Source organism: Pseudomonas sp. Y3 TE3536 (genome assembly GCF_053629175.1).
This window is the reverse complement of record NZ_JBRJHU010000001.1, coordinates 4,706,074-4,727,557: the sequence shown is the minus strand read 5'-3', so window position 1 is coordinate 4,727,557 and position 21,484 is coordinate 4,706,074. Positions and strand designations below refer to the sequence as shown.

Annotated in this window: 19 protein-coding genes; 8 read left to right on the top strand and 11 right to left on the bottom strand. The window is 64.1% G+C overall.

Features of this window, described 5'->3' with window-relative positions:
- Nucleotides 1-36: 36 nt before the first annotated feature.
- The 7 genes from pqqA to pedF all read right to left on the bottom strand — a co-directional run bounded on the left by pqqA (nt 37) and on the right by pedF (nt 7,171).
- Nucleotides 37-108: a pyrroloquinoline quinone precursor peptide PqqA gene (pqqA, locus tag AB7M33_RS21385; RefSeq protein WP_003253598.1), complete on the bottom strand. Its 72-nt coding sequence runs from the start codon at nt 106-108 to the stop codon at nt 37-39.
- Nucleotides 109-340: 232 nt separating this feature from the next.
- Entirely contained in the window at nt 341-1,861 is a 1,521-nt protein-coding gene (gene exaC, locus AB7M33_RS21380; RefSeq protein WP_252824541.1) for an acetaldehyde dehydrogenase ExaC, read from the bottom strand.
- Between the two features lie 135 nt (nt 1,862-1,996).
- Entirely contained in the window at nt 1,997-3,811 is a 1,815-nt protein-coding gene (pedH, locus tag AB7M33_RS21375; protein WP_027596448.1) for a PQQ-dependent alcohol dehydrogenase PedH, read from the bottom strand.
- Nucleotides 3,812-4,090: 279 nt separating this feature from the next.
- Nucleotides 4,091-5,029, bottom strand: a complete 939-nt coding sequence (locus AB7M33_RS21370; RefSeq protein WP_454243555.1) for a quinoprotein relay system zinc metallohydrolase 1 — start codon at nt 5,027-5,029, stop codon at nt 4,091-4,093.
- 41 nt (nt 5,030-5,070) lie between these two features.
- Nucleotides 5,071-5,832, bottom strand: coding sequence for a quinoprotein dehydrogenase-associated SoxYZ-like carrier (locus AB7M33_RS21365; RefSeq protein ID WP_454243554.1), 762 nt, complete (start codon nt 5,830-5,832; stop codon nt 5,071-5,073).
- Nucleotides 5,829-6,704, bottom strand: a complete 876-nt coding sequence (locus AB7M33_RS21360; RefSeq protein WP_265968046.1) for a substrate-binding periplasmic protein — start codon at nt 6,702-6,704, stop codon at nt 5,829-5,831. Before AB7M33_RS21360 ends, AB7M33_RS21365 begins: the two co-directional genes overlap by 4 nt.
- 5 nt (nt 6,705-6,709) lie before the next feature.
- Nucleotides 6,710-7,171 carry a cytochrome c-550 PedF gene (gene pedF, locus AB7M33_RS21355; protein ID WP_027596444.1) on the bottom strand — a complete coding sequence of 154 codons (462 nt, stop codon included), beginning with the start codon at nt 7,169-7,171 and terminating at the stop codon, nt 6,710-6,712.
- 254 nt (nt 7,172-7,425) lie between these two features.
- Here pedF and exaA point away from each other — a divergent pair, with 254 nt between their 5' ends.
- Nucleotides 7,426-9,321 carry a quinoprotein ethanol dehydrogenase gene (gene exaA / locus AB7M33_RS21350; protein ID WP_454243553.1) on the top strand — a complete coding sequence of 632 codons (1,896 nt, stop codon included), beginning with the start codon at nt 7,426-7,428 and terminating at the stop codon, nt 9,319-9,321.
- Nucleotides 9,322-9,386: 65 nt separating this feature from the next.
- A complete protein-coding gene (locus tag AB7M33_RS21345) occupies nt 9,387-10,043 on the top strand; it encodes a pentapeptide repeat-containing protein (RefSeq protein ID WP_454243552.1) in 657 nt (218 codons plus the stop codon).
- Nucleotides 10,044-10,359: 316 nt separating this feature from the next.
- Here AB7M33_RS21345 and AB7M33_RS21340 read toward each other — a convergent pair whose 3' ends face one another.
- Together AB7M33_RS21340 and AB7M33_RS21335 are read right to left on the bottom strand one after the other, a co-directional pair.
- Nucleotides 10,360-10,998 (bottom strand): response regulator, encoded by a 639-nt coding sequence (locus AB7M33_RS21340; protein ID WP_027596441.1) that lies wholly within the window; start codon nt 10,996-10,998, stop codon nt 10,360-10,362.
- The gene (locus AB7M33_RS21335) at nt 10,998-12,272 is read right to left on the bottom strand and encodes a histidine kinase (RefSeq protein ID WP_454243551.1); all 1,275 of its coding nucleotides are present in this window, start codon (nt 12,270-12,272) and stop codon (nt 10,998-11,000) included. Before AB7M33_RS21335 ends, AB7M33_RS21340 begins: the two co-directional genes overlap by 1 nt.
- A gap of 164 nt (nt 12,273-12,436) precedes the next feature.
- On the opposite strand from AB7M33_RS21335, the gene AB7M33_RS21330 reads away from it, so the two are divergent.
- From AB7M33_RS21330 to AB7M33_RS21305, 6 genes are all read left to right on the top strand, one after another.
- Nucleotides 12,437-13,624, top strand: coding sequence for an ABC transporter substrate-binding protein (locus AB7M33_RS21330; RefSeq protein WP_454243550.1), 1,188 nt, complete (start codon nt 12,437-12,439; stop codon nt 13,622-13,624).
- 30 nt (nt 13,625-13,654) lie between these two features.
- Nucleotides 13,655-14,644: a YVTN family beta-propeller repeat protein gene (locus AB7M33_RS21325; RefSeq protein WP_274888817.1), complete on the top strand. Its 990-nt coding sequence runs from the start codon at nt 13,655-13,657 to the stop codon at nt 14,642-14,644.
- On the top strand, nt 14,641-15,387 hold the full coding sequence (locus AB7M33_RS21320) for an ABC transporter ATP-binding protein (RefSeq protein WP_027596437.1): 747 nt from the start codon (nt 14,641-14,643) through the stop codon (nt 15,385-15,387). Before AB7M33_RS21325 ends, AB7M33_RS21320 begins: the two co-directional genes overlap by 4 nt.
- The gene (locus tag AB7M33_RS21315) at nt 15,387-16,178 is read left to right on the top strand and encodes an ABC transporter permease (protein ID WP_265968042.1); all 792 of its coding nucleotides are present in this window, start codon (nt 15,387-15,389) and stop codon (nt 16,176-16,178) included. Before AB7M33_RS21320 ends, AB7M33_RS21315 begins: the two co-directional genes overlap by 1 nt.
- A gap of 616 nt (nt 16,179-16,794) precedes the next feature.
- Nucleotides 16,795-17,355, top strand: coding sequence for a PQQ-dependent catabolism-associated CXXCW motif protein (locus AB7M33_RS21310; RefSeq protein ID WP_412764489.1), 561 nt, complete (start codon nt 16,795-16,797; stop codon nt 17,353-17,355).
- Between the two features lie 57 nt (nt 17,356-17,412).
- Complete coding sequence (locus AB7M33_RS21305) at nt 17,413-18,078, top strand: response regulator (RefSeq protein ID WP_027596434.1); 666 nt, start codon at nt 17,413-17,415, stop codon at nt 18,076-18,078.
- Here AB7M33_RS21305 and AB7M33_RS21300 read toward each other — a convergent pair.
- Nucleotides 18,075-20,378: a NahK/ErcS family hybrid sensor histidine kinase/response regulator gene (locus AB7M33_RS21300; protein ID WP_454243549.1), complete on the bottom strand. Its 2,304-nt coding sequence runs from the start codon at nt 20,376-20,378 to the stop codon at nt 18,075-18,077. The genes AB7M33_RS21305 and AB7M33_RS21300 overlap by 4 nt on opposite strands.
- Nucleotides 20,308-21,471, bottom strand: a complete 1,164-nt coding sequence (gene nosP, locus AB7M33_RS21295; protein ID WP_027596432.1) for a nitric oxide-sensing protein NosP — start codon at nt 21,469-21,471, stop codon at nt 20,308-20,310. Before nosP ends, AB7M33_RS21300 begins: the two co-directional genes overlap by 71 nt.
- Between the last annotated feature and the right edge of the window lie 13 nt (nt 21,472-21,484).

Below are 21,484 nucleotides of genomic sequence, written 5' to 3'. Positions count from 1 at the left end.
GAAGGAACGGCCATCGCTACGATGGCCGCAGAGCCATCAACGATTGGCGAAATACATCGTCACTTCGAAGCCAATGCGCAGGTCGGTAAAGGCGGGTTTAGTCCACATGGGGCGGTCCTCTTCTTGTGCCGGGCAATTCCGGTAGAGGCATTAATGCACGGGGGGCGGCGGGGCCGAATGCTACTTTGGAACGAGCTTGCGGGGTGCGTTGGTAGGGGGTTGTCTAGTTCTGTACCGGCCTACTCACGGGCAAACTGCTCCCGCCTGGATCAGTGTGGATCTTGTAGGAGCTGGCTTGCCTGCGAAGGGCTGCAAAGCAGCCCCCGAGGCCATCCAAGGCTTAGAAAAAGCCCAGCGGATTGATGTCATAGCTCACCAGCAAGTTCTTGGTCTGCTGGTAATGGTCGAGCATCATCTTGTGGGTCTCGCGGCCCACGCCGGATTTCTTGTAACCGCCAAACGCCGCATGCGCCGGGTACAGGTGGTAGCAGTTGGTCCACACGCGGCCGGCCTTGATCGCCCGGCCCATGCGGTAGGCGCGGTTGATGTCACGGGTCCACAGGCCAGCGCCCAGGCCGAACTCGCTGTCGTTGGCGATGGCCAGCGCTTCGGCTTCGTCCTTGAAGGTGGTCACGCCCACCACCGGGCCGAAGATCTCTTCCTGGAACACGCGCATCTTGTTGTGGCCCTTGAGCAGGGTCGGCTGAATGTAGTACCCGGTCGACAGGTCACCGTCGAGCCGCTCGGCAGCGCCGCCGGTGAGCAACTGCGCGCCCTCCTCCTTGGCAATCTCCAGGTAGGAGAGAATCTTGTCGTATTGCTGCTCGGAGGCCTGGGCACCCACCATGGTGTCGGTGTCCAGCGGGTTGCCACGGGTGATCTTGGCGATTTTCTTCATCACCTCGGCCATGAACGGCTCGTAGATCGATTCCTGGATCAGCGCCCGCGACGGGCAGGTGCACACCTCACCCTGGTTGAAGAACGCCAGCACCAGGCCTTCGGCGGCCTTTTCGATGAACGCAGGCTCGGCCTGCATGATGTCTTCGAAGAAGATGTTCGGCGATTTGCCGCCCAGCTCGACGGTAGACGGGATGATGTTCTCGGCCGCGCATTTCATGATGTGCGAGCCCACCGGGGTGGAGCCGGTAAAGGCGATCTTGGCGATGCGCTTGCTGGTGGCCAGAGCCTCACCGGCTTCACGGCCAAAGCCCTGGACAATGTTCAACACACCTGCTGGCAGCAGGTCGGCGATCAGCTCGGCGAAAATCGTGATCGACAACGGGGTCTGTTCAGCGGGTTTGAGCACCACGCAGTTACCGGCGGCCAGGGCCGGGGCGAGCTTCCAGGCGGCCATCAGCAGCGGGAAGTTCCACGGGATGATCTGCCCGACCACACCCAGGGGTTCGTGGAAATGGTAGGCCGTGGTCAGCGCGTTGATCTCTGCCGCCCCACCTTCCTGGGCACGGATGCAGCCGGCAAAGTAACGGAAGTGGTCCGCCGCCAGCGGCACGTCGGCATTGAGGGTTTCGCGCACGGCCTTGCCGTTGTCCCAGCTTTCGCTGACGGCCAGCACTTCCAGGTTTTGCTCGATGCGGTCGGCGATCTTCAGCAGCACCAGGGCGCGGTCTTGCACCGAGGTTTTGCCCCAGGCGTCGGCAGCGGCATGCGCGGCGTCCAGGGCGTGGTCAATGTCCGCGGCGGTGGAGCGTGGGAATTCGGCAATCGGCTGGCCATTGACCGGCGAGCTGTTGGTGAAGTACTGGCCACCGGACGGCGGCACGAACTCGCCGCCGATGAAATTGCCGTAGCGGGGTTTGAACGACACGATGGCGCCTGGGGTTCCGGGTTGTGCGTAGATCATGCTGAGCCTCTGCGGGTCGATGCCTGTCCAACGACAGGCGATGGACCGATGGTAAAAAGCCCCGCGTGCCAGACGTATGCATCGTTGGCAGCGGAGCTCTCGTCATTTGGTAGTAGGGCCGCAAGCGGCCCGGTGTCAGCTTTGCGGCTTGGCGCTGGGTGCTGGCGCCTCGGCACTGGCCGCTTGCTGCAGCTGTTTAGGCAACTTGAAGGTCCAGAGCATGCCGCCCTGGTTGAAGTCCTTCACCCGCTTGGCCACTTCGCCGCCCCACAGCGGTACCGCGCCCCCCCAGCCAGACAGCACCGAGACGTACTGCTCGCCGTCCATTTCCCAGGTCACCGGCGAGCCAAGTACGCCGGAGCCGGTCTGGAACTCCCAGACTTTCTCGCCGGTCTTGGCGTTGAACGCCTGCAGGAAACCTTCCGGCGTGCCGGTGAACACGAGGTTGCCTTTGGTGGTCAGCACCCCGCCCCACAATGGCGCGAAGTTCTTGTGGCGCCAGACTTCCTTGCCGCTGACCGGGTCGATGGCGCGCAGCACGCCGATGTAGTCTTCGTTGAGCGGTTTGATGGTGAAACCGGCCCCGAGGAATGCCGCGCCTTTCTTGTAGGCGATCCCTTCGTTCCAGATGTCCATGCCCCATTCGTTGGACGGCACGTAGAACAGCCCGGTGTCCCTGTTGTAGGCCATGGGCATCCAGTTCTTGGCGCCGAGGAAGGCCGGTGCGACGAACACGGAACTGCCCTTGGCCTCAGTGCCCGGTGCCCCTGGCCGGCTGGCCTCGTTGTAGATCGGGCGGCCATTCTTGTCCAGGCCGGTCGCCCAGGTGATCTTGTCGACGAAGGGGAAGCCGCGGATGAATTTGCCGTTGGTGCGGTCCAGCACGTAGAAGAAGCCGTTGCGGTCAGCGGTTGCGGCGGCCTTGACCTCCTTGCCGCCGTCCTTGTAGTTGAACGAGATCAGCTCGTTGACGCCGTCAAAATCCCAGCCGTCATGGGGCGTGCTCTGGAAGTGCCATTTGATGGTGCCGTCGTCCGGGTTCAGGGCCAGGCGCGACGAGGAATACAGGTTGTCGCCTGGGCGCAGGTGGGAGTTCCACGGCGCCGGGTTGCCGGTGCCGAACAGCAACAGGTTGGTTTCAGGGTCGTAGTAACCGCCCAGCCACGGCGCTGCACCACCGGTCTTCCACAGGTCGCCGGGCCAGGTCTTGCCCGCTTCGCCGCCCGAGATACCATTCTCGATGGCCTTGCCGTCTTTGTAGACGTAGCCCATGTGCCCTTCCACGGTCGGGCGCATCCACAGCAGCTCGCCGTTTTCCGGGTTGTATGCCTGGATCTTGCCCACCACGCCGAACTCGCCCCCGGCCACACCGGTGATCAGCTTGCCGTTGACGATCATCGGCGCGGCGCTGATGGAATAGCCTTCCTTGTGGTCGGCGACCTTCTTGCTCCAGACCACCTTGCCGGTGTCTTTGTTCAGGGCCACCAGCTTGGCGTCCAGGGTGCCGAAGAACACCAGGTCGCCGTACAGCGCTACGCCGCGGTTGATCACGTCACAGCAAGGGCGGATGTCATCTGGCAGGCGCGCATCGTATTGCCAGAGCTTTTTGCCGGTACGGGCGTCGACGGCGAACACCCGCGAGTAGGAGCCGGTCATGTACATCACGCCGTCCTTGATCAGCGGCTGGGCCTGCTGGCCGCGCTGCTTTTCACCGCCGAACGAAAAGGCCCAGACTGGCCGCAGTTCCTTGACGTTGCCGACATTGAGCAGGTCCAGCGGGCTGTAGCGCTGGCCCTGAACCCCCAGGCCATTGGTCACGATCTGCTGCGGGTTTTTCGGGTCCTGGAGGATTTCTTCATCGCTGACAGCGGCCTGTGCCGCGCCGGACAGCAGCATGGCGCTGAGCACCAGGCTCACGGCGAACAAGGGACGACGTGGGGATCGGGTCATGACGGCTACCTTTGGTTTTTTTGTTGTGCCCGGGAAATTTTCCCGGTGTGCCGAGAATTCTTGTGCCCGACCTGCTTGCCAACAATTGCCCGCAATGTGGAGTTTTCTACTTCCTTGGTACAGGGGCTTTCATAGAACAGCGCATAGCTTTGTTGAGCTAGCAGGGACTCTGTGGGAGCGGGCTTGCCCCGCGAACACCGGCAAAGCCGGTGCCAAGCACCGCGTAGGCCCGTTCGCGGGACAAGCCCGCTCCCACAGCCTGTAGGCTGCTTCTTCGGGTCAGAGAGGCGGCTTGCCGTCGATACGCTGCAACCGCAAACGCTCATACCGCGGGTACAGGTGACTGACGCTGCGAATCAACTCATAACGGGTCAGGCTGATACCGGCAAACCGCTCAGGGATCGGGCTGCGGATCATCTCGACCATGTCATCTCCACGCGCTGCCCCCTCGCGCATCAGGCCATCCAGCCAGCCCAGGTAATCACGCATCTGCGCAAAAGGCTTAGCATCGCTGGCCACCGGCCCATGCCCCGGCACGAGCTGCTTCCAGGGCAAGGCCTGCAAGGTGTCCAGGTCCTTGAGCCAAACGTCCAGCCCTGGGCTGTTGGGGGTGGTCAGGGCGCGCTCGTAAAACACCAAATCGCCGGCAAACAGCACCCCAGTCTTCTCATCGAGAATCGCCAGGTCCGCACCGGTATGCCCGCCCAGCGCCAACAGCCGCAACCGGTGCCCACCCACCTCATGCACACCCGGTTCCAGCACCCGGGTCGGCAGCACCACCTCGGTGCCGCGCATCCAGTCACCGACCAAGCGGTACATGTTCTCGGCCATCGCCTCGCCCTGCTGGCGCAGCAGGGCGCCTGTGCCAGCCAGGGCGCCAATAGGCACATCGGTAAAGGCCTGGTTGCCCAGCACATGGTCGGGGTGATGGTGGGTCAGCAGCACTTCGACCACCGGCTTGTCGGTGGTGGCGGCAATAGCCTGGCGCAGGGCCTCGCCGTAACGCTTGGACGGCCCGCTGTCGATCACCACCACGCCGCTGTCGGTGACGATGAACGCGGTATTGACGATATTGCCGCCGTTGGCCTTGGCGAAATTGTCGGTGCTGCCCTCCAGCAGCCAAGTGCCTTCCGCGATTTGCCGGGGCGTGAGTCGATAGTCCAGGTCCGCCCAGGCCGGCAGGCCCAGGCACAGCAACAACAGCAGCATCCAACGCATGACAGGCGCCTCTGGTCAGGGGGTGAAGGCGAGCAACGCGCTCACGGCACCGCCGCTTCGAACTGGTTACCGCTGTTGTCCCGCAACAGCAGCCGGGTAAGCCCGGGGCCCTGGATATCAAACCCCAGGTTGGGGTTCTCACTGACTGCCGGATACAGCGCGAGGCTGGCCAGGCGCTGGCCATCCGCGCCTTGCAATTCGGCATGTTCGAGGAAGAACTCAGGGATGCCGCTGACCAGGCCGTTGTCCATCGGGTGGGACACCTGCAGGCGCAAGCGGCTGCCACCACCGCGCGGGTAGCGCCCGCCCAGCACCTCACCGACATGCTCCTCCCAGCCAGGCTGGGTGCGCACCACGCTGGGCGCGGTACAACCACCGCCAGCTGCATCGATCAGGGTCGAACCGACATGCCACACGCCGTCACGCGTCAGCACCGCAGCGCGCAGCGGCGTGGCCTGTTCGATGCGGATGCGGATCGACAGCCACGGCAGCACACGTTCGCCAGGCTCGAAGTCGACAATACGCGGCAGGGGGTTGAGTTCGGCCCAGGCGAGAATCCGTACCACGTCACCCGCGAATGCGCGGGCGTCGATCTCCAGCGGCACTTGCCGGGCGTCCTCGGCAAAGGGCGGCGCCAGCAGCTTGACCCGCTCATCGAAAACGAACGGCGCTTGCCCCAGCAGTTGCTTGTGGTAGAAATCCCACATCACCGAGGGCACCGGGTCGGTCTTGCTGCTCGGTTCACCGGCCTGGGCTGCCCAAGGCATCCAACAGGCCAGCAGTAATGTCGCCCGCCAGTTCATTGGTACATCTCCGGGACCTCGTAGCGCAGGCCGTAGGTGGCGTACAGCGCCTTCAGCCGGCCATCGCGGATCATCGCCTCGAGGGCTTCCTCCACCGCATAGGCCAACTGCCGGTTGCTTTCATGCACTGCCATGCCGATGTCCCATGCCTGCTTGCCCAGGTTCGGGTAGGCGTTTTCCGCCAGGGCCAGTTGCGGGTCGGCGGCCTGATGCAACTGCCAGTCAACCTCGCCGCGCATCGCCATCACCGCGTCCACGTGGCCGGCCTGTAGCGCGCCGAACGCCTGTTGCACGCTGGGGTAATGGTGGGTGTTGGCGCTGAGCATGCCGTTGAACACCGAGGTCAGGTAGAACGACGGCACACTGTCCACCTCGACCCCGATGGGGTGCTGCTGGAACACCGCGACACTGGCCACCGAGGGCAGGCGGCGGCGGTCATAGGCCACCTGCCAGCGCTCCTCCTGATAGGGCCCGAACATCACCACCTGGGCGTTTTCCAGCTCGCCCAGCTCGTTGCGCTTCTGCGCGTAGGCGTGGTCGTAGGGCACCCGCATCATCAGGTCGGCCAACTGCTGGTGGCGCAGCGGGCTGCCGCGCCAGATGTAGTCGCGCAGGTCGTCGTCGAGCTTTTCCCCTGGCGGCGCCCAGATCAATTGCAGGTGCACCCCCAAGGCCGTGGCCAGCGCTTGCGCCAGCTCCACATCGACGCCACGCGGCTGGCCGTGGTCCTCGAAGCTGTAGGGCGCGAAATCCTTGTACACAGCCACCTTCAATTCACCGGCAGCGATGATCGCGTCGTAGTTGCGCACCTGAGCCTGCACTGCCGCACAGCACAGCAGCAGGCCACTCAACAGCACGGCCGACAGACGCATGGCGATCACTCCTCGACGTGCACGCTGTCCAGGTAGGTGCGTACCGCCCACAGGGCTTCCTGGCTCAGGTAATCGGCCATCTTCGGCATGTACACCCGCCCGTCACGCACCGCGCCGTGGCGCACCCGCTCGACGAACCACTCATCCCCGGCCTCGCCCACATCGAGCAGGCGCAAATCCGGGGCGATACCGCCAGACTTGGCTTCCAGGCCATGGCAAGCAGCGCAGTTCTGGTTGTAGGCCGAGGCGCCGATTTCTACGGCTTTGTCGTGCTCGGGGGAGGTGCGGTACGGGTTGACCGCGGCCCAGCCGTCACCGTCCAGGCTTACCCCGGCGTCTTTGATCGGGGTCAAGCCCTGGGTTTCCACCGCCTGGGGCACCACATTGCCATGAGCCCACACCGTGCCCGTCAGCAAAGCACCGGCCAGCAGGCCTGTAGCGAGCAAGACGTTGCGTTTTTTTGTCATTGTTATGCCCTCAAGATTGCACGCAAGGCCTCAACCACAGAGGCCGTGCCGCCATCTTAGAAACAGCCCGCGCGCGGCCGTATGCTGCTTTGGTGGCCGGGCCTTACTCCCTTGGTAGTAGGGCTTGTGGCGAAGGGCCAAATGAGGTGCCGCCCGGGAACTATTCCCGGCAAGGGCGGGACTTTTTCCGTATCCCCAGCCGCCGTCCCGCCGCCACCCTGTGCAGGCCAAAACCTCCACAGGGAACTGCAACCATGACAATAAGATCGCTACCCGCCCTTTCCCCTCTGGCCCTCAGCGTGCGGGCCCTGCTGCTGGCCGGTAGCCTGGCCCTCTGCACGGCGGCCACCGCGGCCACCGCCCCCGCGGCACCTGCCAGCAAGAACGTGACCTGGGAAGACATCGCCAACGACCACCTGACCACCCAGGACGTGCTGCAATACGGCATGGGCACCAATGCCCAGCGCTGGAGCCCACTGGCCCAGGTCAACGACCAGAACGTGTTCAAGCTGACCCCGGCCTGGTCCTATTCTTTCGGCGACGAAAAACAGCGCGGCCAGGAATCCCAGGCCATCGTCAGCGACGGCGTGGTCTACGTCACCGGCTCCTACTCGCGGGTATTTGCCCTCGATGCCAAGACCGGCAAACGCCTGTGGACCTACAACCACCGCCTGCCAGACAACATTCGCCCGTGCTGCGACGTGGTCAACCGAGGGGCGGCCATCTTCGGCGACAAGATCTACTTCGGCACCCTCGACGCCCGCCTCATCGCCCTCGACAAGCGCACCGGCAAGGTGGTGTGGAACAAGAAGTTCGGCGACCACAGCGCCGGCTACACCATGACCGGCGCCCCAGTGCTGATCAAAGACAAGACCAGCGGCAAGGTGTTGCTGATCCACGGTAGCTCTGGCGATGAGTTCGGCGTGGTCGGCCAGTTGTTCGCCCGCGACCCGGACACCGGTGAAGAAGTGTGGATGCGACCCTTCGTCGAAGGCCACATGGGCCGCCTGAATGGCAAGGACAGCACCCCGACCGGCGACGTCAAGGCGCCGTCCTGGCCAGACGACCCGACCACCGAGACCGGCAAGGTCGAGGCCTGGAGCCACGGCGGCGGCGCACCCTGGCAGAGCGCCAGCTTCGACCCCGAGAGCAACACCATCATCGTCGGTGCTGGCAACCCTGGCCCTTGGAACACCTGGGCGCGCACGTCCAAGGACGGCAACCCCCACGACTACGACAGCCTCTACACCTCGGGCCAGGTCGGCGTCGACCCCAGCACCGGCGAAGTGAAGTGGTTCTACCAACACACGCCGAACGATGCCTGGGACTTCTCCGGCAACAACGAGCTGGTGCTGTTCGATTACAAAGACAAGGACGGCAAGGTGGTCAAGGCCACCGGCCACGCCGACCGCAACGGCTTCTTCTACGTGGTGGACCGCAACAACGGCAGATTGCAGAACGCCTTCCCCTTCGTCGACAACATCACCTGGGCCAGCCATATCGACCTCAAGACCGGGCGCCCGGTGGAAAACCCCGGCCAGCGGCCAGCCAAGCCCCTGCCGGGTGAAACCAAGGGCAAGCCGGTGGAAGTCTCGCCGCCGTTCCTGGGTGGCAAGAACTGGAACCCCATGGCCTACAGCCAGGACACCGGCCTGTTCTACATCCCCGGCAACCAGTGGAAGGAGGAGTACTGGACAGAAGAAGTGAACTACAAGAAGGGCTCGGCCTACCTGGGCATGGGCTTCCGCATCAAGCGTATGTATGACGACCACGTCGGCACCTTGCGCGCCATGGACCCGGCCACCGGCAAGCTGGTCTGGGAGCACAAAGAGCGCCTGCCACTGTGGGCCGGCGTACTGGCGACCAAGGGCAACCTGGTGTTCACCGGCACTGGCGACGGCTTCTTCAAGGCCTTCGACGCCAAGACGGGCAAGGAGCTGTGGAAGTTCCAGACCGGCAGCGGCATCGTCTCGCCACCCATCACCTGGGAACAGGACGGCGAGCAGTACATCGGCGTGACCGTGGGCTATGGCGGCGCGGTGCCGCTGTGGGGCGGCGACATGGCCGAACTGACCAAGCCGGTGGCCCAGGGCGGCTCGTTCTGGGTGTTCAAGATCCCAAGCTGGGACAACAAGACCGCGCAGCGGTGATCGCCTGCGGGGAGCGCCCAGCGCCCTCCCCGCACCTGCCCTCCTTTCACCGAGAGTCTTCGCTCATGAATTACCTGCCCTTTGCCCTGCTGTTGCTCCTTGCCCCTGCCCTGGCCGTGAATGCCGACGACGACAACGATGCCCCCTTGACCGTCAACGGCTGCGTAATTGCCGAAGGCAGCCAGTGCCCGGGCGCCAATTTGCGTGGCGCCAACCTGGCCAACCAGGACCTGCGCAAGATGAACCTGGCCGGCGCCGACCTGCGCGATGCCGACCTGCGCCATGCCCGCCTGGACCTGGCCAACCTGGAAAAGGCCCGCTTGCAGGGCGCCAACCTGACCCGCGCCAGCCTGCAGCAGAGCAACCTGCGGTTGGCAGACCTGAGCCATAGCACGTTGATTGCCATTCAAGGCTGGGGGCTGTTTGCTCAGGGGGCGCAGTTCGAGAAGGCCGACCTCAGTGCGGCGTACCTGCAGTTCGCCAGGCTTTCCGGGGCGAACATGCACCAGGCCAACCTGCGGGCGGCGGACCTGGAGATGGCCTGGCTGAGTAAAACCGACCTGCAAGGGGCCAACCTCGGCGATGCCAACCTTCAGGAAGCCAAGTTTGGCCAGAGCAACTTGGCACAAGCCGATCTGCGCGGGGCGCGGCAGCATTATGGGAATTTTCAGGAGGCAAATATGGAAGGGTGTGTGGGCTGTCCTGGGAGTTGGGATGATTGAGCAGGGTGTTCGCCGTGAGGGGTTTGGCGCCTGTGAGATCGTGCGCCGCCCGCGCGGCGCATCGCGAGCAACGCTCGCTCCTACGTTTGTTTTTGGCCAATAACGCCTGTGACAGGCGCGCGCGACCGCCTTGTTTGTTCGACGCCATATCGCGTCATGCCCCAAGGCGGTCGCGCGCATTTACCCCAGGAATAATTGGCCCGAAACAAACGTAGGAGCGAGCGTTGCTCGCGATGCGCCGCGCGGGCGGCGCTCGATCTCCCAGGCGCCAAAAATTCCAAACTGAACCCCAGGCCACAAAATCTCCCACAAAACCTCACCCCGCCACCCGCACCACCCCCAGATCGATCCCCAGGTGCACCAGCTCAGCATGGGAACTCACCTGCAACTTGCTCTTGAGCAAGGTCAGGTGATTGGAAACGGTCTTGGCACTGATGCACAGCTGTTCGGCAATCACCCGCACCGGGGTGCCCTTGGCCAGCATCACGAAAATCTCCAACTCGCGCTGGGTCATGCGCTGCAAGCGCGGGTCGCTGGCGTTCTGTTGCGGTGTGCAGGCCAGCTGTGTGGCTAAAGGCTGCTCGATATAGGCATGCCCGGCCAACACCCGGTGCACCGCCTCGATCAACACCTGGGGCGCCGAATTCTTGGTCAGGTAGCCCGAAGCCCCCGCCTCCAGGGCCTGGCGCACCAGGGGCAGTTCATCATGCATGCTGAAAAACAGCACCCGTAGCTGCGGCAGGCGCTGACGCAGCCGGCGGGTGGTCTCCAGGCCGCTGATGCCGGGCAGGCCGAAGTCCATGATCACCAGGTTCGGCACTTGCTCCTGAACCCGCACCAGCGCCTCTTCGCCACTAGCGGCCTCGCGCACTTCCATCGCCGGCAGCACCGCCCGCAACAGGCTGGCATAACCTTGGCGCACCACGGCGTGGTCATCCACCAATACGATATTCATCAGGCCTCCATGGGAATGTTCAGGGCCAACGCCCAGCCGGCACCCGGGCGACTCAGGATGCGTAATTCGCCGCCCAGGCTGCGCGCGCGCTCGGCCATCGAATGCAGGCCTACGCCGGGCCGCTGGGGCTGGCTCGCGCCGCAGCCGTTGTCACGCACCAACAGGCGCAAGCCCTTGGCACTGCGTTGCAGGCGCACCCGCACCTGGCTGGCGCCGGCATGCCGGGCAACGTTGGTCAACGCCTCCTGCAGCAGGCGATACAAATGCGTTCGGCTGGGGCCGGGCAGCACCGGCAGGCGCTCACCGACCCGCAAACGGCAATCGATGCCTTGGCTGGCCTGCCATTGGCTCACCAGCACCCCAAAGGCTTCGGCCAATGGCACGTGTTGCAACGCCACCGGATACAAGTCGTGTACCAAGGCACGAAAGCCCTGCTGCAGGCGTTCGCAGTTAAGCTCCAGGGCTTGCGCGGTCTGCTCCACCACCGTCGGCTGGCCTGCCACCATTCGCAGCAGGCAGACCTGGGCGCGGATACCCGCCAGGTACTGCCCGAGGTCATCGTGCAGGGCCTGCGCCAGGTGGGTGCGTTCCTGTTCCTGTACCGCCAACAGGGTTTGGGTGAGCTGGGCATTGTCAGCCCGGGTCTGCTCCAAGGTCGCAGTCATGCGGTTGAAATGCGCCGCCAACTGGCGTGCCTCCGGCAGGCCGGATTCGCGCAGGCGAGTGGTCAACTGCCCACCCGAGACCTGGCGCAACGCACGCAGCAGTTCATCCAGCAGGCCCATGCCGCGCCGCACCGCCCAGCGGATGGTCAACAGGCTCACGAGCAAGGCCAGGCCACACAAGCCCAGCAACTGCTGCAGGGAATCCCGGACTTCGTCGATTTCATCCCGTGCATCCACGGCGATCAGTACCCGGCGCCCCTCGCTCAGGTCCAGCAAGCGGGTGCTGTGGCGGCGATCACCGAACAGCTGGCGCCCCAGCCAGGCATCCAGCCCGGCCTCCCGCGGCATCTGCGCGGTTTCGCCCGCCGCCAGCCAGTGCACCCGCACGTGGCGCAGGCTCTGGGTCAGCCGCGGTTGCAGGCTCGCCGGGTCGCGTTCGGCCGTGTCGGCGAGGTACGCCACCACAGCTTCGGCAGACTGCAATTCGCGCTCCACATCGGCCACCGCCTGGTGCAGCAGCAACCCGCCACAGGCCAAGGTGACCAAGGCGAAAAAGAACGTGACCCACAGGTTGATCCGCCACTGGGCCGACAGGTTGATGAGGCGCATTGGGCAGTTTCCTCCGGGTGAACGCGGCCAGGGCTGCGACCCATCGTAAAACCGAGGCCTTAGCGGTGATTTACTACCTTGGTACTGGCCGAGCGCTACTTTCTGCATATTTCCCCCTCCCGGCCGGCTTCCTATGCTGGCGCCATCTGCCGTGGAGTGCGTTTATGCGCCAGCCTGCCCCTCTTGCCCTGACCTGCCTGCTGGCCCTGGCCACGGCGCTGTGTTCGGCCTTCGCATCGGCCGCCCCGCCAGAGCAGCAATTGCAGGTGCGCATCGGCTACCTGGGCTATCGCCCCGATCCCGGCCCGCTGCTGTCCAACATCATCCCCGAGCCCGCCGACGCGGGGCTGCAGGGCGCCGAGCTGGCGATTGTCGACAGCAACAGCACGGGGCGTTTTCTCAAGCAGGCGTTCACCCTTGCCAGCACCCAACTAGACAGCCCCGAGGCCCTGCTGCAAGCCGCCAAGTCCCAGCATGACCAGGGCCTGCGGCTGTTTGTGGTGAACGCGCCGGCCGCCAGCCTGCGCGCACTGTCTGCCGCCCTGCCCGACAGCCTGCTGTTCAACGCCGGCAGCCCCGACGACAGCCTGCGCAGCAGCCAGTGCCTGGGCAATGTGCTGCATAGCCTGCCCAGCCGCGCCATGCTAGCCGATGCCCTGGCGCAGTTTCTGGTACTGCGCAAATGGCAGCGGGCGTTGCTCGTTGTCGGCCAGACCGAAGACGACAAGGCCTACGCCGCGGCCCTGCGCCGGGCGGTGAAGCGCTTCGGCGTGCAGCTGGTGGCGGAGAAAACCTGGCGCTTCGACAACGACCAGCGCCGCAGCGCCCAAGCCGACATGCCCCTGTTCACCCAAACCGCCGAGTACGACGTGGTGCTGGTGGCCGACGAGCGCGGTGACTTCGGCGAATACCTGCCCTACCAGACCTGGTACCCCCGCCCCGTGGCCGGCACCCAGGGCCTGACCCCCACCGGCTGGCACAATACCGTGGAAACCTTTGGCGCGGCGCAGTTGCAAAAACGCTTCGAAGCCCAGGCCGGACGCTGGATGAACGACCGCGACTTCGCCGCCTGGATGGCCGTGCGCAGCATCGCCAGCGCCGTCAGCAAACTGCGCCAGGCCGAACCACGCGCCCTGCAGCAACTGCTGCTCAGCGACCAGCTGCCGCTGGATGGCTTCAAAGGCCGCAAGCTCAGCTACCGCCCATGGAACGGCGAACTGCGCCAACCCATCCCGCTGGTTCAGCCCCGCGCGCTGGTCAGCACTTCGCCCCAGGAGGGCTTCCTGCACCCCTTCAACGAAATGGACAGCTTGGGCTTCGACAAGCCCGAAGTGACCTGCGGCTACCCCTGAAACCGATAATCACAAAAAAAGGATTCCGCCATGCGTCGCCCCCTTTGCTACCGGCCTGTGCTTTTCCCCTCCCTGCTGGCCGGCGCGCTGGCGCTTGCCACCGGGCACGCCAGCGCCGCCACCGCCTGGGTCTCGAACGAGAAGGACAACAGCCTTAGCCTGATCGACCTGCAAAGCCTGGAAGTTACCGAGACCCTGCCCGTGGGCCAGCGCCCACGTGGCCTGCTGCTGTCCCACGACAACAAGCGGCTGTACATCTGCGCCAGCGATTCGGACCGGGTGCAGGTGATGGACGTTGCCACCCGCAAGATCATCAAGGAACTGCCCTCCGGCAAGGACCCCGAGCAGTTCGCCCTGCACCCCAATGACCGCTGGCTGTATGTGTCAAACGAAGACGACGCACTGGTAACGGTGATCGACACCGAAACCGACAAAGTGCTCGGGCAGATCAACGTCGGCATCGAGCCCGAGGGCATGGCGGTAAGCCCCGATGGCAAGTGGGCGGTCAATACCAGCGAAACCACCAACATGCTGCACTGGATCGACACCAGCACCCAGACCCTGGCCGACAGCACCCTGGTGGATCAACGGCCGCGCTTCGTCGAGTTCAACCAGGATGGCTCGCGGCTCTGGGCCTCGGCGGAAATCGGCGGCACGGTGACCATTCTCGACGTGGCCACGCGCCAGGTGCTGAAAACCCTGAACTTCCAGATCAAGGGCGTGCACCCGGACAAAGTCCAGCCGGTGGGCATCAAGCTCAGCGCCGATGGCCAGTACGCGTTCGTCGCCCTGGGCCCGGCCAACCATGTGGCGGTGATCGATGCCAAGACTTACGAGGTGCTGGACTACCTGCTGGTTGGGCGGCGCGTTTGGCAGCTGGCATTCACCCCAGACCAAAGCCAATTGCTGGCCACCAACGGGGTCAGCGGCGACGTCTCGGTGATCGATACCAAAACCCTCAAGGTGCTCAAATCGGTAAAGGTCGGGCGCTACCCCTGGGGCGTGGTGGTCACGCCATGAATACCCTCGACGTCAGTGACGTGAGTTTCGCCTACGGCCAGCGCGAGGCGCTCAAGCACGTGGGGTTCAGTGTGGCGCCTGGGCGTTTTGCTGCGTTGCTGGGCCCCAATGGCGCCGGCAAGTCGACCTTGATCGCACTGCTCACCCGGCTTTACGACGTGCAACAGGGCGACATCCGCGTCTGCGGCTGCTCGTTGCGCAACGCGGCGCGCCCGGCGTTGCGACAACTGGGCGTGGTGTTTCAGCAAAGCACCCTGGACCTGGACCTGAGCGTCGAACAGAACCTGCGCTACCACGCCTCGTTGCATGGCCTGTCGCGGCGCCAGGGCAACCTGCGGGTCGAGGCCGAACTGGCCCGCCAGGGCCTCGACGAGCGCCGGCGCGAGCCCGTTCGTGCGCTGAATATCGGGCACCGGCGCCGGGTGGAAATTGCCCGCGCCCTGCTCCACGAACCGCGCTTGCTGTTGCTCGACGAAGCCAGCGTCGGCCTCGACCCGGCCAGCCGCCTGGCGCTCAACCAGCACCTTCGGCACCTGTGCCGCGAGCAGGGGCTGAGTGTGCTCTGGACCACCCACCTGCTGGATGAGGTGCAGCCCAGTGATGACCTGCTGATCCTGCACCAGGGGCGCCTGGTGGCCAGTGGCACCGCTGATGCCCTGAGCCAAGCGCACGGCGGCGACCTCGACAACGCCTTCGCGCGCCTGACCCGCGCGCCTGGCCCCACCCCAGGAGTGAAGGCCTGATGAACGCCTACTGGCAATGTTTCAACGGCATCCTGCTGCGCGAATGCCTGCGGTTCGTGTTGCAGCGCACGCGGTTTCTCAGCGCCCTGGTACGCCCTCTGCTGTGGTTGCTGGTGTTTGCCGCCGGGTTTCGTGCGGCCCTGGGCATAGCGATCATCGAGCCCTACGACACCTACATCCCCTACGAGGTGTACATCATCCCCGGCCTTGCCTGCATGATTCTGCTGTTCAACGGCATGCAGGGCTCGCTGTCGATGGTCTATGACCGCGAGATGGGCAGTATGCGCGTGCTGCTGACCAGCCCCTTGCCGCGCGCGTTTCTGCTCGGCAGCAAGCTGCTGGCGACCTCGTTGATTTCCCTGCTACAGGTTTATGCGTTTCTCGCCATCGCCTGGCTGTATGGCGTGCAGCCCCCAGCTGCGGGGTTGTTGCTGGCGCTGCCGGCCTTGTTGCTGGTGGCCCTGATGCTCAGCGCCCTGGGGCTGTTGCTGTCGAATGCGATTCGCCAGTTGGAAAACTTTGCCGGGGTGATGAATTTCGTGATCTTCCCGTTGTTTTTCCTGTCCTCGGCGCTGTACCCGCTGTGGAAAATGCGCGAGGCCAGCCAGTGGCTGTATTGGCTGTGCGCCCTGAACCCCTTCACTCACGCCGTGGAACTGGTGCGCTTTGCCCTGTACGAACGCTTCAATCCGCTGGCGCTGACGGTCTGCCTGGGCCTGACCGTGCTGTTCACCCTGCTCGCGATACTGACCTTCAACCCCCAGCACGCAGCGCTGCGCAAGCCGCGCTGACCCCTCATGCCTTGCGAAAATCCCTGTAGGAGCAGCCTTGTGCTGCGAAGAGGCCAGTGACAACACAGAGAATCTTCGCTGCTGTTGCCGGCCTCTTCGCAGCACAAGGCTGCTCCTACCGGTCCGTGCTGAGTGAAGGAATAACTGAGCACACGCAAGGGCTTTGCAATGATTAAGGGGTGACGCTGAGCCAATCGCCATGTGCAATCTCTGTAGGAGCAGCCTTGTGCTGCGAAGAGGCCAGTGACAACACAATGAATCTTCGCTGCTGTTGCCGGCCTCTTCGCAGCACAAGGCTGCTCCTACCGGTCCGTGCTGAGCGAAGGAATAACTGAGCACACGCAAGGGCTTTGCAATGATTATGGGGTGACGCTGAGCCAATCGTCATGAGCAATCTCTGTAGGAGCAGCCTTGTGCTGCGAAGAGGCCAGTGACAACACAATGAATCTTCGCTGCTGTTGCCGGCCTCTTCGCAGCACAAGGCTGCTCCTACAGTGGCGTGCGTCAGCAGCGGGTTAGGCCCTACTACTTTAGTACTGGCTTTACTGTCTATCGTCGCATTCACAAAGCACCGCCGCTGGCATGTAATGGGCCTATAACAAAAAGGATAAACCCCATGCCTCGTGCCCTGCCCAGGCTGCCACGTGCTTTGCTGGCAGCCCTTTCACTGAATCTGCTGCTGGGCGTCGCTCAAGCCGGCACCACGCCGCTGTTTTCTGCCGAGGGGTATCGCACCACCCTCTACCGCAGCCCGACACCGCACCAGGTCGAGGGCGCCCAGGTCATCGACACCGCCACCTTGCAAAGCCTGCTGGGCCAGCACCCCAAGCCGGTGCTGGTCGATGTGTACCGCCGGCAATGGCTGCAAGGCCGCTTCATCGAAGACGAACCCCACGCCAACCTCCCCGGCAGCCACTGGTTGGCCAACACCGGCGACGGCGAGCTGAGCCCGGCCTGGCAAGACTACTTCGTGCGCCACCTGCAAAAAGCCACCGCCGGCCGCCTGGAGCAACCGCTGGTCTTTTACTGCCGCTCCGATTGCTGGTTAAGCTGGAACGCGGTAAAACGCGCAGCATCCCTGGGCTATAAGACCCTGTATTGGTACCGCGACGGCCTGGACGCCTGGGAAGCTGCCAACCTGCCACTGCAGCCGGCCCAGCCAGAGCCCTTCCCCTGAACTCACCACCGGTAAACGCGTGCGCGCCCCATCCAATAAAAACGAGGTGAAAAGGCCATGTACAAAATTCTGATTGCCGACGATCACCCACTGTTTCGCGAAGCCATCCACAACGTCATCAGCGATGGCTTCCCAGGCAGCGAAGTCATGGAGACTGCCGACCTGGACAGCGCCCTGGCGCTGACCCTGGAGCATGACGACCTCGACCTGATCCTGCTCGACCTGAACATGCCCGGCATGCACGGCCTCAATGGCCTGATCACCCTGCGCAACGAGGCCCCGACCACACCGGTGGTGATCGTCTCGGCCGAGCAGGAAAAACAAATCGTGCTGCAGGCCATCACCTATGGCGCCGTGGGGTTCATCACCAAGTCCTCGCCACGTTCGCAGATGATCGAAGCAATCGAGCAGATCCTCACCGGCAATGTCTACCTGCCACCCGACATCATTCGCGCCAACAAAAGCAGCACCAGCCGGCGCCAGAGCGATACCCCAAGCTTCCCACCCGAGATGCTCCAGGCCCTGACCCGCAAGCAGTTGCTGGTGCTCGAGCGCATGACCAAAGGCGAGTCGAACAAGCAGATCGCCTACACCCTGGACATCGCTGAAACCACGGTCAAGGCCCACGTTTCGGCGATCTTGCGCAAACTCAACGTGCACAACCGGGTGCAAGCCATCCTCAGCGCTGGCGATATCGACTTCGGCGACTACCTGCGCCGTTAAAGCGGCTGAACGGGGCTGTTGGCCAGCAAATGGCTCATCGCAGCCTTGAGTTTCATTGGCCGCACCGGCTTGTGCATCAGGGTGTGGCCCCGCTCGCGGATCTGTTGCTTGAGTTCGTTGCTGTAGTTGGCGGTAATCATCAATGCCGGAATCGGCACGGCGCGGCGGGCACTGATCCGCGCCACGGCATCGACACCATTGCAGTCGTTGTCCAGGTGGTAGTCGGCGATCAACAGGTCGGCTTCGGCGTGGTAATTGTCCACCTGCCGCGCCAGGTCTTCCTCCGACAGCGCAGTGACCACCCGGCAACCCCACCCTTCCAGCAGGGTGCGCATGCCGGCGCAAATCGCCGCATCGTTATCCAGCACCCACACCCGCGCACCGCGCAGGCGTTCGAGCATCGGCTCGCTGATGGCCAGGCTCGGCGGGGCTTTGGGCGCGGTTGCGCTCAGCGGCACTTCGACGGCGAACACCGAGCCTTTGCCGAGCCAGGAACGCACCCGAATCCGATGGCCGAGGATGCCCGCGATCTTTTCCACGATCGCCAGGCCCAGGCCCAAGCCACGGTCTTGGTCCGGGCGCTGTACATCGCCCCGTTTGAACTCCTGGAACATTTCCTCCAGGCGCTCTTCGGCGATGCCGATCCCGCTGTCCCAGACTTCGATCCACAGGCCCCGGCGCTGACGCCGACAGCCCAGCACCACGCGGCCGCTGCGGGTGTAGCGGATGGCATTGCTGAGCAGGTTGCGCAGGATCCGCGCCAACAGCTGGATGTCACTGTGCACCAAGGCCGAACAGCCCACGAAGTGCAGTTCCAGCCCTTCGCTGCGCGCCACCTGGGCGTATTCGGCGGCCAGGTTGTCCATCAGTTCGCTAAGGGCGAAGGGGGCGATATCGGCCTTGATCACCCCGGCGTCAAGCTTGGAAATATCCACCAGGGTGCCTAATAGGTTTTCCACGTCCTCCAGGGAATTACTGACGTTGCGTACCAGTTGAACGCTCTGGTGCGGCTCGCGGCGTTCGAGCAACGCGCTGGTGAACAGCCGCGCCGCGTTCAGGGGTTGCAGCAGGTCATGGCTGACCGCAGCGAGAAATTTGGTTTTCGACAGGTTGGCCTGCTCGGCCTCGCGCTTGGCCTCGCGCAACCGTGATTCGGCCCGGCTGCGCTCATCAATCTCGCGCAGCAACTGGTCGTTGAGGCTGGTCAGCTCGGCGGTGCGCTCGCGCACCCGTTGCTCAAGGTTCTGGTAAGCCTGGTGCAGCGCCTCGGCGCTCTTGCGCCGCTCGGTAATGTCGCGGATCAACACGAAGATCCCCACCACTTCGCCATTGGCCAGGCGGTTGGGGACGTAGGAGCGCAGCATGTAGCGCTCCTGGCCGTTGATGTTGTTTTCGGCAAACTCGAAGGTCACGCTCTCCCCCGCCAACGCGCGCGCCACGTAGGCCTCCAGGCGTTGGTAATGCGACTCGCTGTGGGCCTCGCGCAGGCTTTGGCCCAACATCACGCCGCGGGGCCAGCAGTACCACTCCTCATACACCTTGTTGGTGAATTCGTAGACCAGGTCAGCATTCAGGTAGGCGATCAGCGCTGGAACATGGTCGGTGATCAGGCGAATCAGTTGCGATTTCTGCGCCACCGCTTGCTCGCGGCGCAAGGTCTCGCTGAGCTTGACCTCGGTGATGTCGGTGAACAGGAACACCCGCCCGCCTTCGCAAGTAGGCCGTTCGCTGACTTGCAGCCAGCGCCCGTTCTGCAGGCGGTACAGCAGGTGCTCATCGGCCGGCCCGCGGGGCTCTTCGGTGAACACCCCGCTGGCGGTCATCAGTTGCTTGACCTCGGCCAAGCGCATGCCGGCGATGATCCGCACCCGGCTGTTGGCCCAGAACGCCTTGAAACGGCTGTTGCACAGTACGATGCGCTGGTTCTGGTCGAACAGCACGAAGGCGTCGGAGATGCTTTCAATGGCGTCGATCAAGTGTTGGTGGGCGGTCTCGGCCCGCAGCCGCGCTTCACTGAGCAGGTGGTTACCGGCCTTGAGCTCGGCCATGGCCTGGTTGAGGGCGTCGGTGCGTTCGCGGACCTGTTCAGCCAGCACCACCGAGTGCTGAAATGCCGCGTAGGGGTCGTTGCCGCGGGTCACGCCCGACTCGACGCGTTCGATCAGCGCAGTGTTGATGCGCTGCAGCTTGCGGTTCTCGTGCTGCAGCCGAACGACCTCGGCCTGCAGTTCAGCGGCTGACGGGTGGCCGGTTGCGGGCAATGGCGACCCCGGTGAAGGTCTGGTTGATATGCATGCCATTGAACTGTTCTCCATAGGTGTTGAAGCCCATCACCCGCTGCTCGCGCAAGAACGCGCCGACCTGCTCCAGGCCATCGTGCGCTTCCAGTTCCAGGCGCCGCAGGAAACAGTCGCAGCCAATGGTCAGCAGCAAGGGGCCCAGGCGCTGGTGCAGCCCGTCGAACAGGGTGTGCAGCTTTGGCAACAGCGGGCCCGGTGTCATGGCCGTGAGCACGATGCCGTTTTCCACCGCACAGTAAAAACTCAGGCTCAGGTCCGGGTGCACCTGCTGGATTGCCCGGACGTAATACTGATCGTGAATCCGCACCGCCAACGGGTGGGCAGCGAATACCCGGTGATCGAGCTCGGCCACCGGCACGCCGATGTGCCGGGCGTATTCCTCGGCAGCGGGTTCGGCATTGAGTTCGAAGACCCGCCGCTGAGCGCTGTCGGCGCCGGTCACCACCAGCTTTTCATCACGCGGCAGGATGTGGTGCGTGGTGAACACTTCAAAGTCGAGCCAGGTATTGACCAGCACCACTACCGCCGCGCCGCTGTGGAACGCCCCGCCGAAGTACACGTGGGTACGGGTCAGGTAGTTGTCGTCGCCGGCCGACCCGCCGAAATGCGGGATGTCCCCCAATGCCGCGCTCAGGGCGCCAAGGAACATCTCCTCGCGGCTGGACAAGCCGTCGAGCAGGGTCAGGGCAAAGCTGTGGCCTTTGATCGGCGCGAGGGTATTGCTGCGGCAGGTGCCGACCAGCCGTTCGACCATCTGCTGGGCGTCGATCAGGCTGAAGCGTTCCATTTCATCGATCAGTTCGGTGGCGATGGAAAACTGCCGATGATCGAACCCCAGCGCCGTCACGCAGTTACGGCCGTAGCCTAGCGGGGTGATTTCGCCGGCACTGGTGCAGCCCACCAGGCGAATGCCGCCGAAACCTTGTTCCAAGGCCTCGCCCAGTTCCTGCAGGTCGTACTCGGCAGAACAGAAGAACAGCACGAACCCCAGGTGCGGGTGCAGCAGCTGCCGCGCCAGGTCCTGGGCTGCAAGCCGCGCATCGGTTGCCTGGGACATGGCGCTGACCACACCGTCGTTCTGGGCCTGCTGCATCGTGGTCTCCGGC

Excerpts from the sequence above, each read along its gene's own strand:
- exaC (WP_252824541.1), bottom strand. The coding sequence starts at position 1,861 with ATGATCTACGCACAACCCGGAACCCCAGGCGCCATCGTGTCGTTCAAA.
- pedH (WP_027596448.1), bottom strand. The coding sequence starts at position 3,811 with ATGACCCGATCCCCACGTCGTCCCTTGTTCGCCGTGAGCCTGGTGCTC.
- AB7M33_RS21370 (WP_454243555.1), bottom strand. The coding sequence starts at position 5,029 with ATGCGTTGGATGCTGCTGTTGTTGCTGTGCCTGGGCCTGCCGGCCTGG.
- AB7M33_RS21365 (WP_454243554.1), bottom strand. The coding sequence starts at position 5,832 with ATGAACTGGCGGGCGACATTACTGCTGGCCTGTTGGATGCCTTGGGCA.
- AB7M33_RS21360 (WP_265968046.1), bottom strand. The coding sequence starts at position 6,704 with ATGCGTCTGTCGGCCGTGCTGTTGAGTGGCCTGCTGCTGTGCTGTGCG.
- pedF (WP_027596444.1), bottom strand. The coding sequence starts at position 7,171 with ATGACAAAAAAACGCAACGTCTTGCTCGCTACAGGCCTGCTGGCCGGT.
- exaA (WP_454243553.1), top strand. The coding sequence starts at position 7,426 with ATGACAATAAGATCGCTACCCGCCCTTTCCCCTCTGGCCCTCAGCGTG.
- AB7M33_RS21345 (WP_454243552.1), top strand. The coding sequence starts at position 9,387 with ATGAATTACCTGCCCTTTGCCCTGCTGTTGCTCCTTGCCCCTGCCCTG.
- AB7M33_RS21340 (WP_027596441.1), bottom strand. The coding sequence starts at position 10,998 with ATGAATATCGTATTGGTGGATGACCACGCCGTGGTGCGCCAAGGTTAT.
- AB7M33_RS21335 (WP_454243551.1), bottom strand. The coding sequence starts at position 12,272 with ATGCGCCTCATCAACCTGTCGGCCCAGTGGCGGATCAACCTGTGGGTC.
- AB7M33_RS21330 (WP_454243550.1), top strand. The coding sequence starts at position 12,437 with ATGCGCCAGCCTGCCCCTCTTGCCCTGACCTGCCTGCTGGCCCTGGCC.
- AB7M33_RS21325 (WP_274888817.1), top strand. The coding sequence starts at position 13,655 with ATGCGTCGCCCCCTTTGCTACCGGCCTGTGCTTTTCCCCTCCCTGCTG.
- AB7M33_RS21320 (WP_027596437.1), top strand. The coding sequence starts at position 14,641 with ATGAATACCCTCGACGTCAGTGACGTGAGTTTCGCCTACGGCCAGCGC.
- AB7M33_RS21315 (WP_265968042.1), top strand. The coding sequence starts at position 15,387 with ATGAACGCCTACTGGCAATGTTTCAACGGCATCCTGCTGCGCGAATGC.
- AB7M33_RS21310 (WP_412764489.1), top strand. The coding sequence starts at position 16,795 with ATGCCTCGTGCCCTGCCCAGGCTGCCACGTGCTTTGCTGGCAGCCCTT.
- AB7M33_RS21305 (WP_027596434.1), top strand. The coding sequence starts at position 17,413 with ATGTACAAAATTCTGATTGCCGACGATCACCCACTGTTTCGCGAAGCC.
- AB7M33_RS21300 (WP_454243549.1), bottom strand. The coding sequence starts at position 20,378 with ATGGCATGCATATCAACCAGACCTTCACCGGGGTCGCCATTGCCCGCA.
- nosP (WP_027596432.1), bottom strand. The coding sequence starts at position 21,471 with ATGCAGCAGGCCCAGAACGACGGTGTGGTCAGCGCCATGTCCCAGGCA.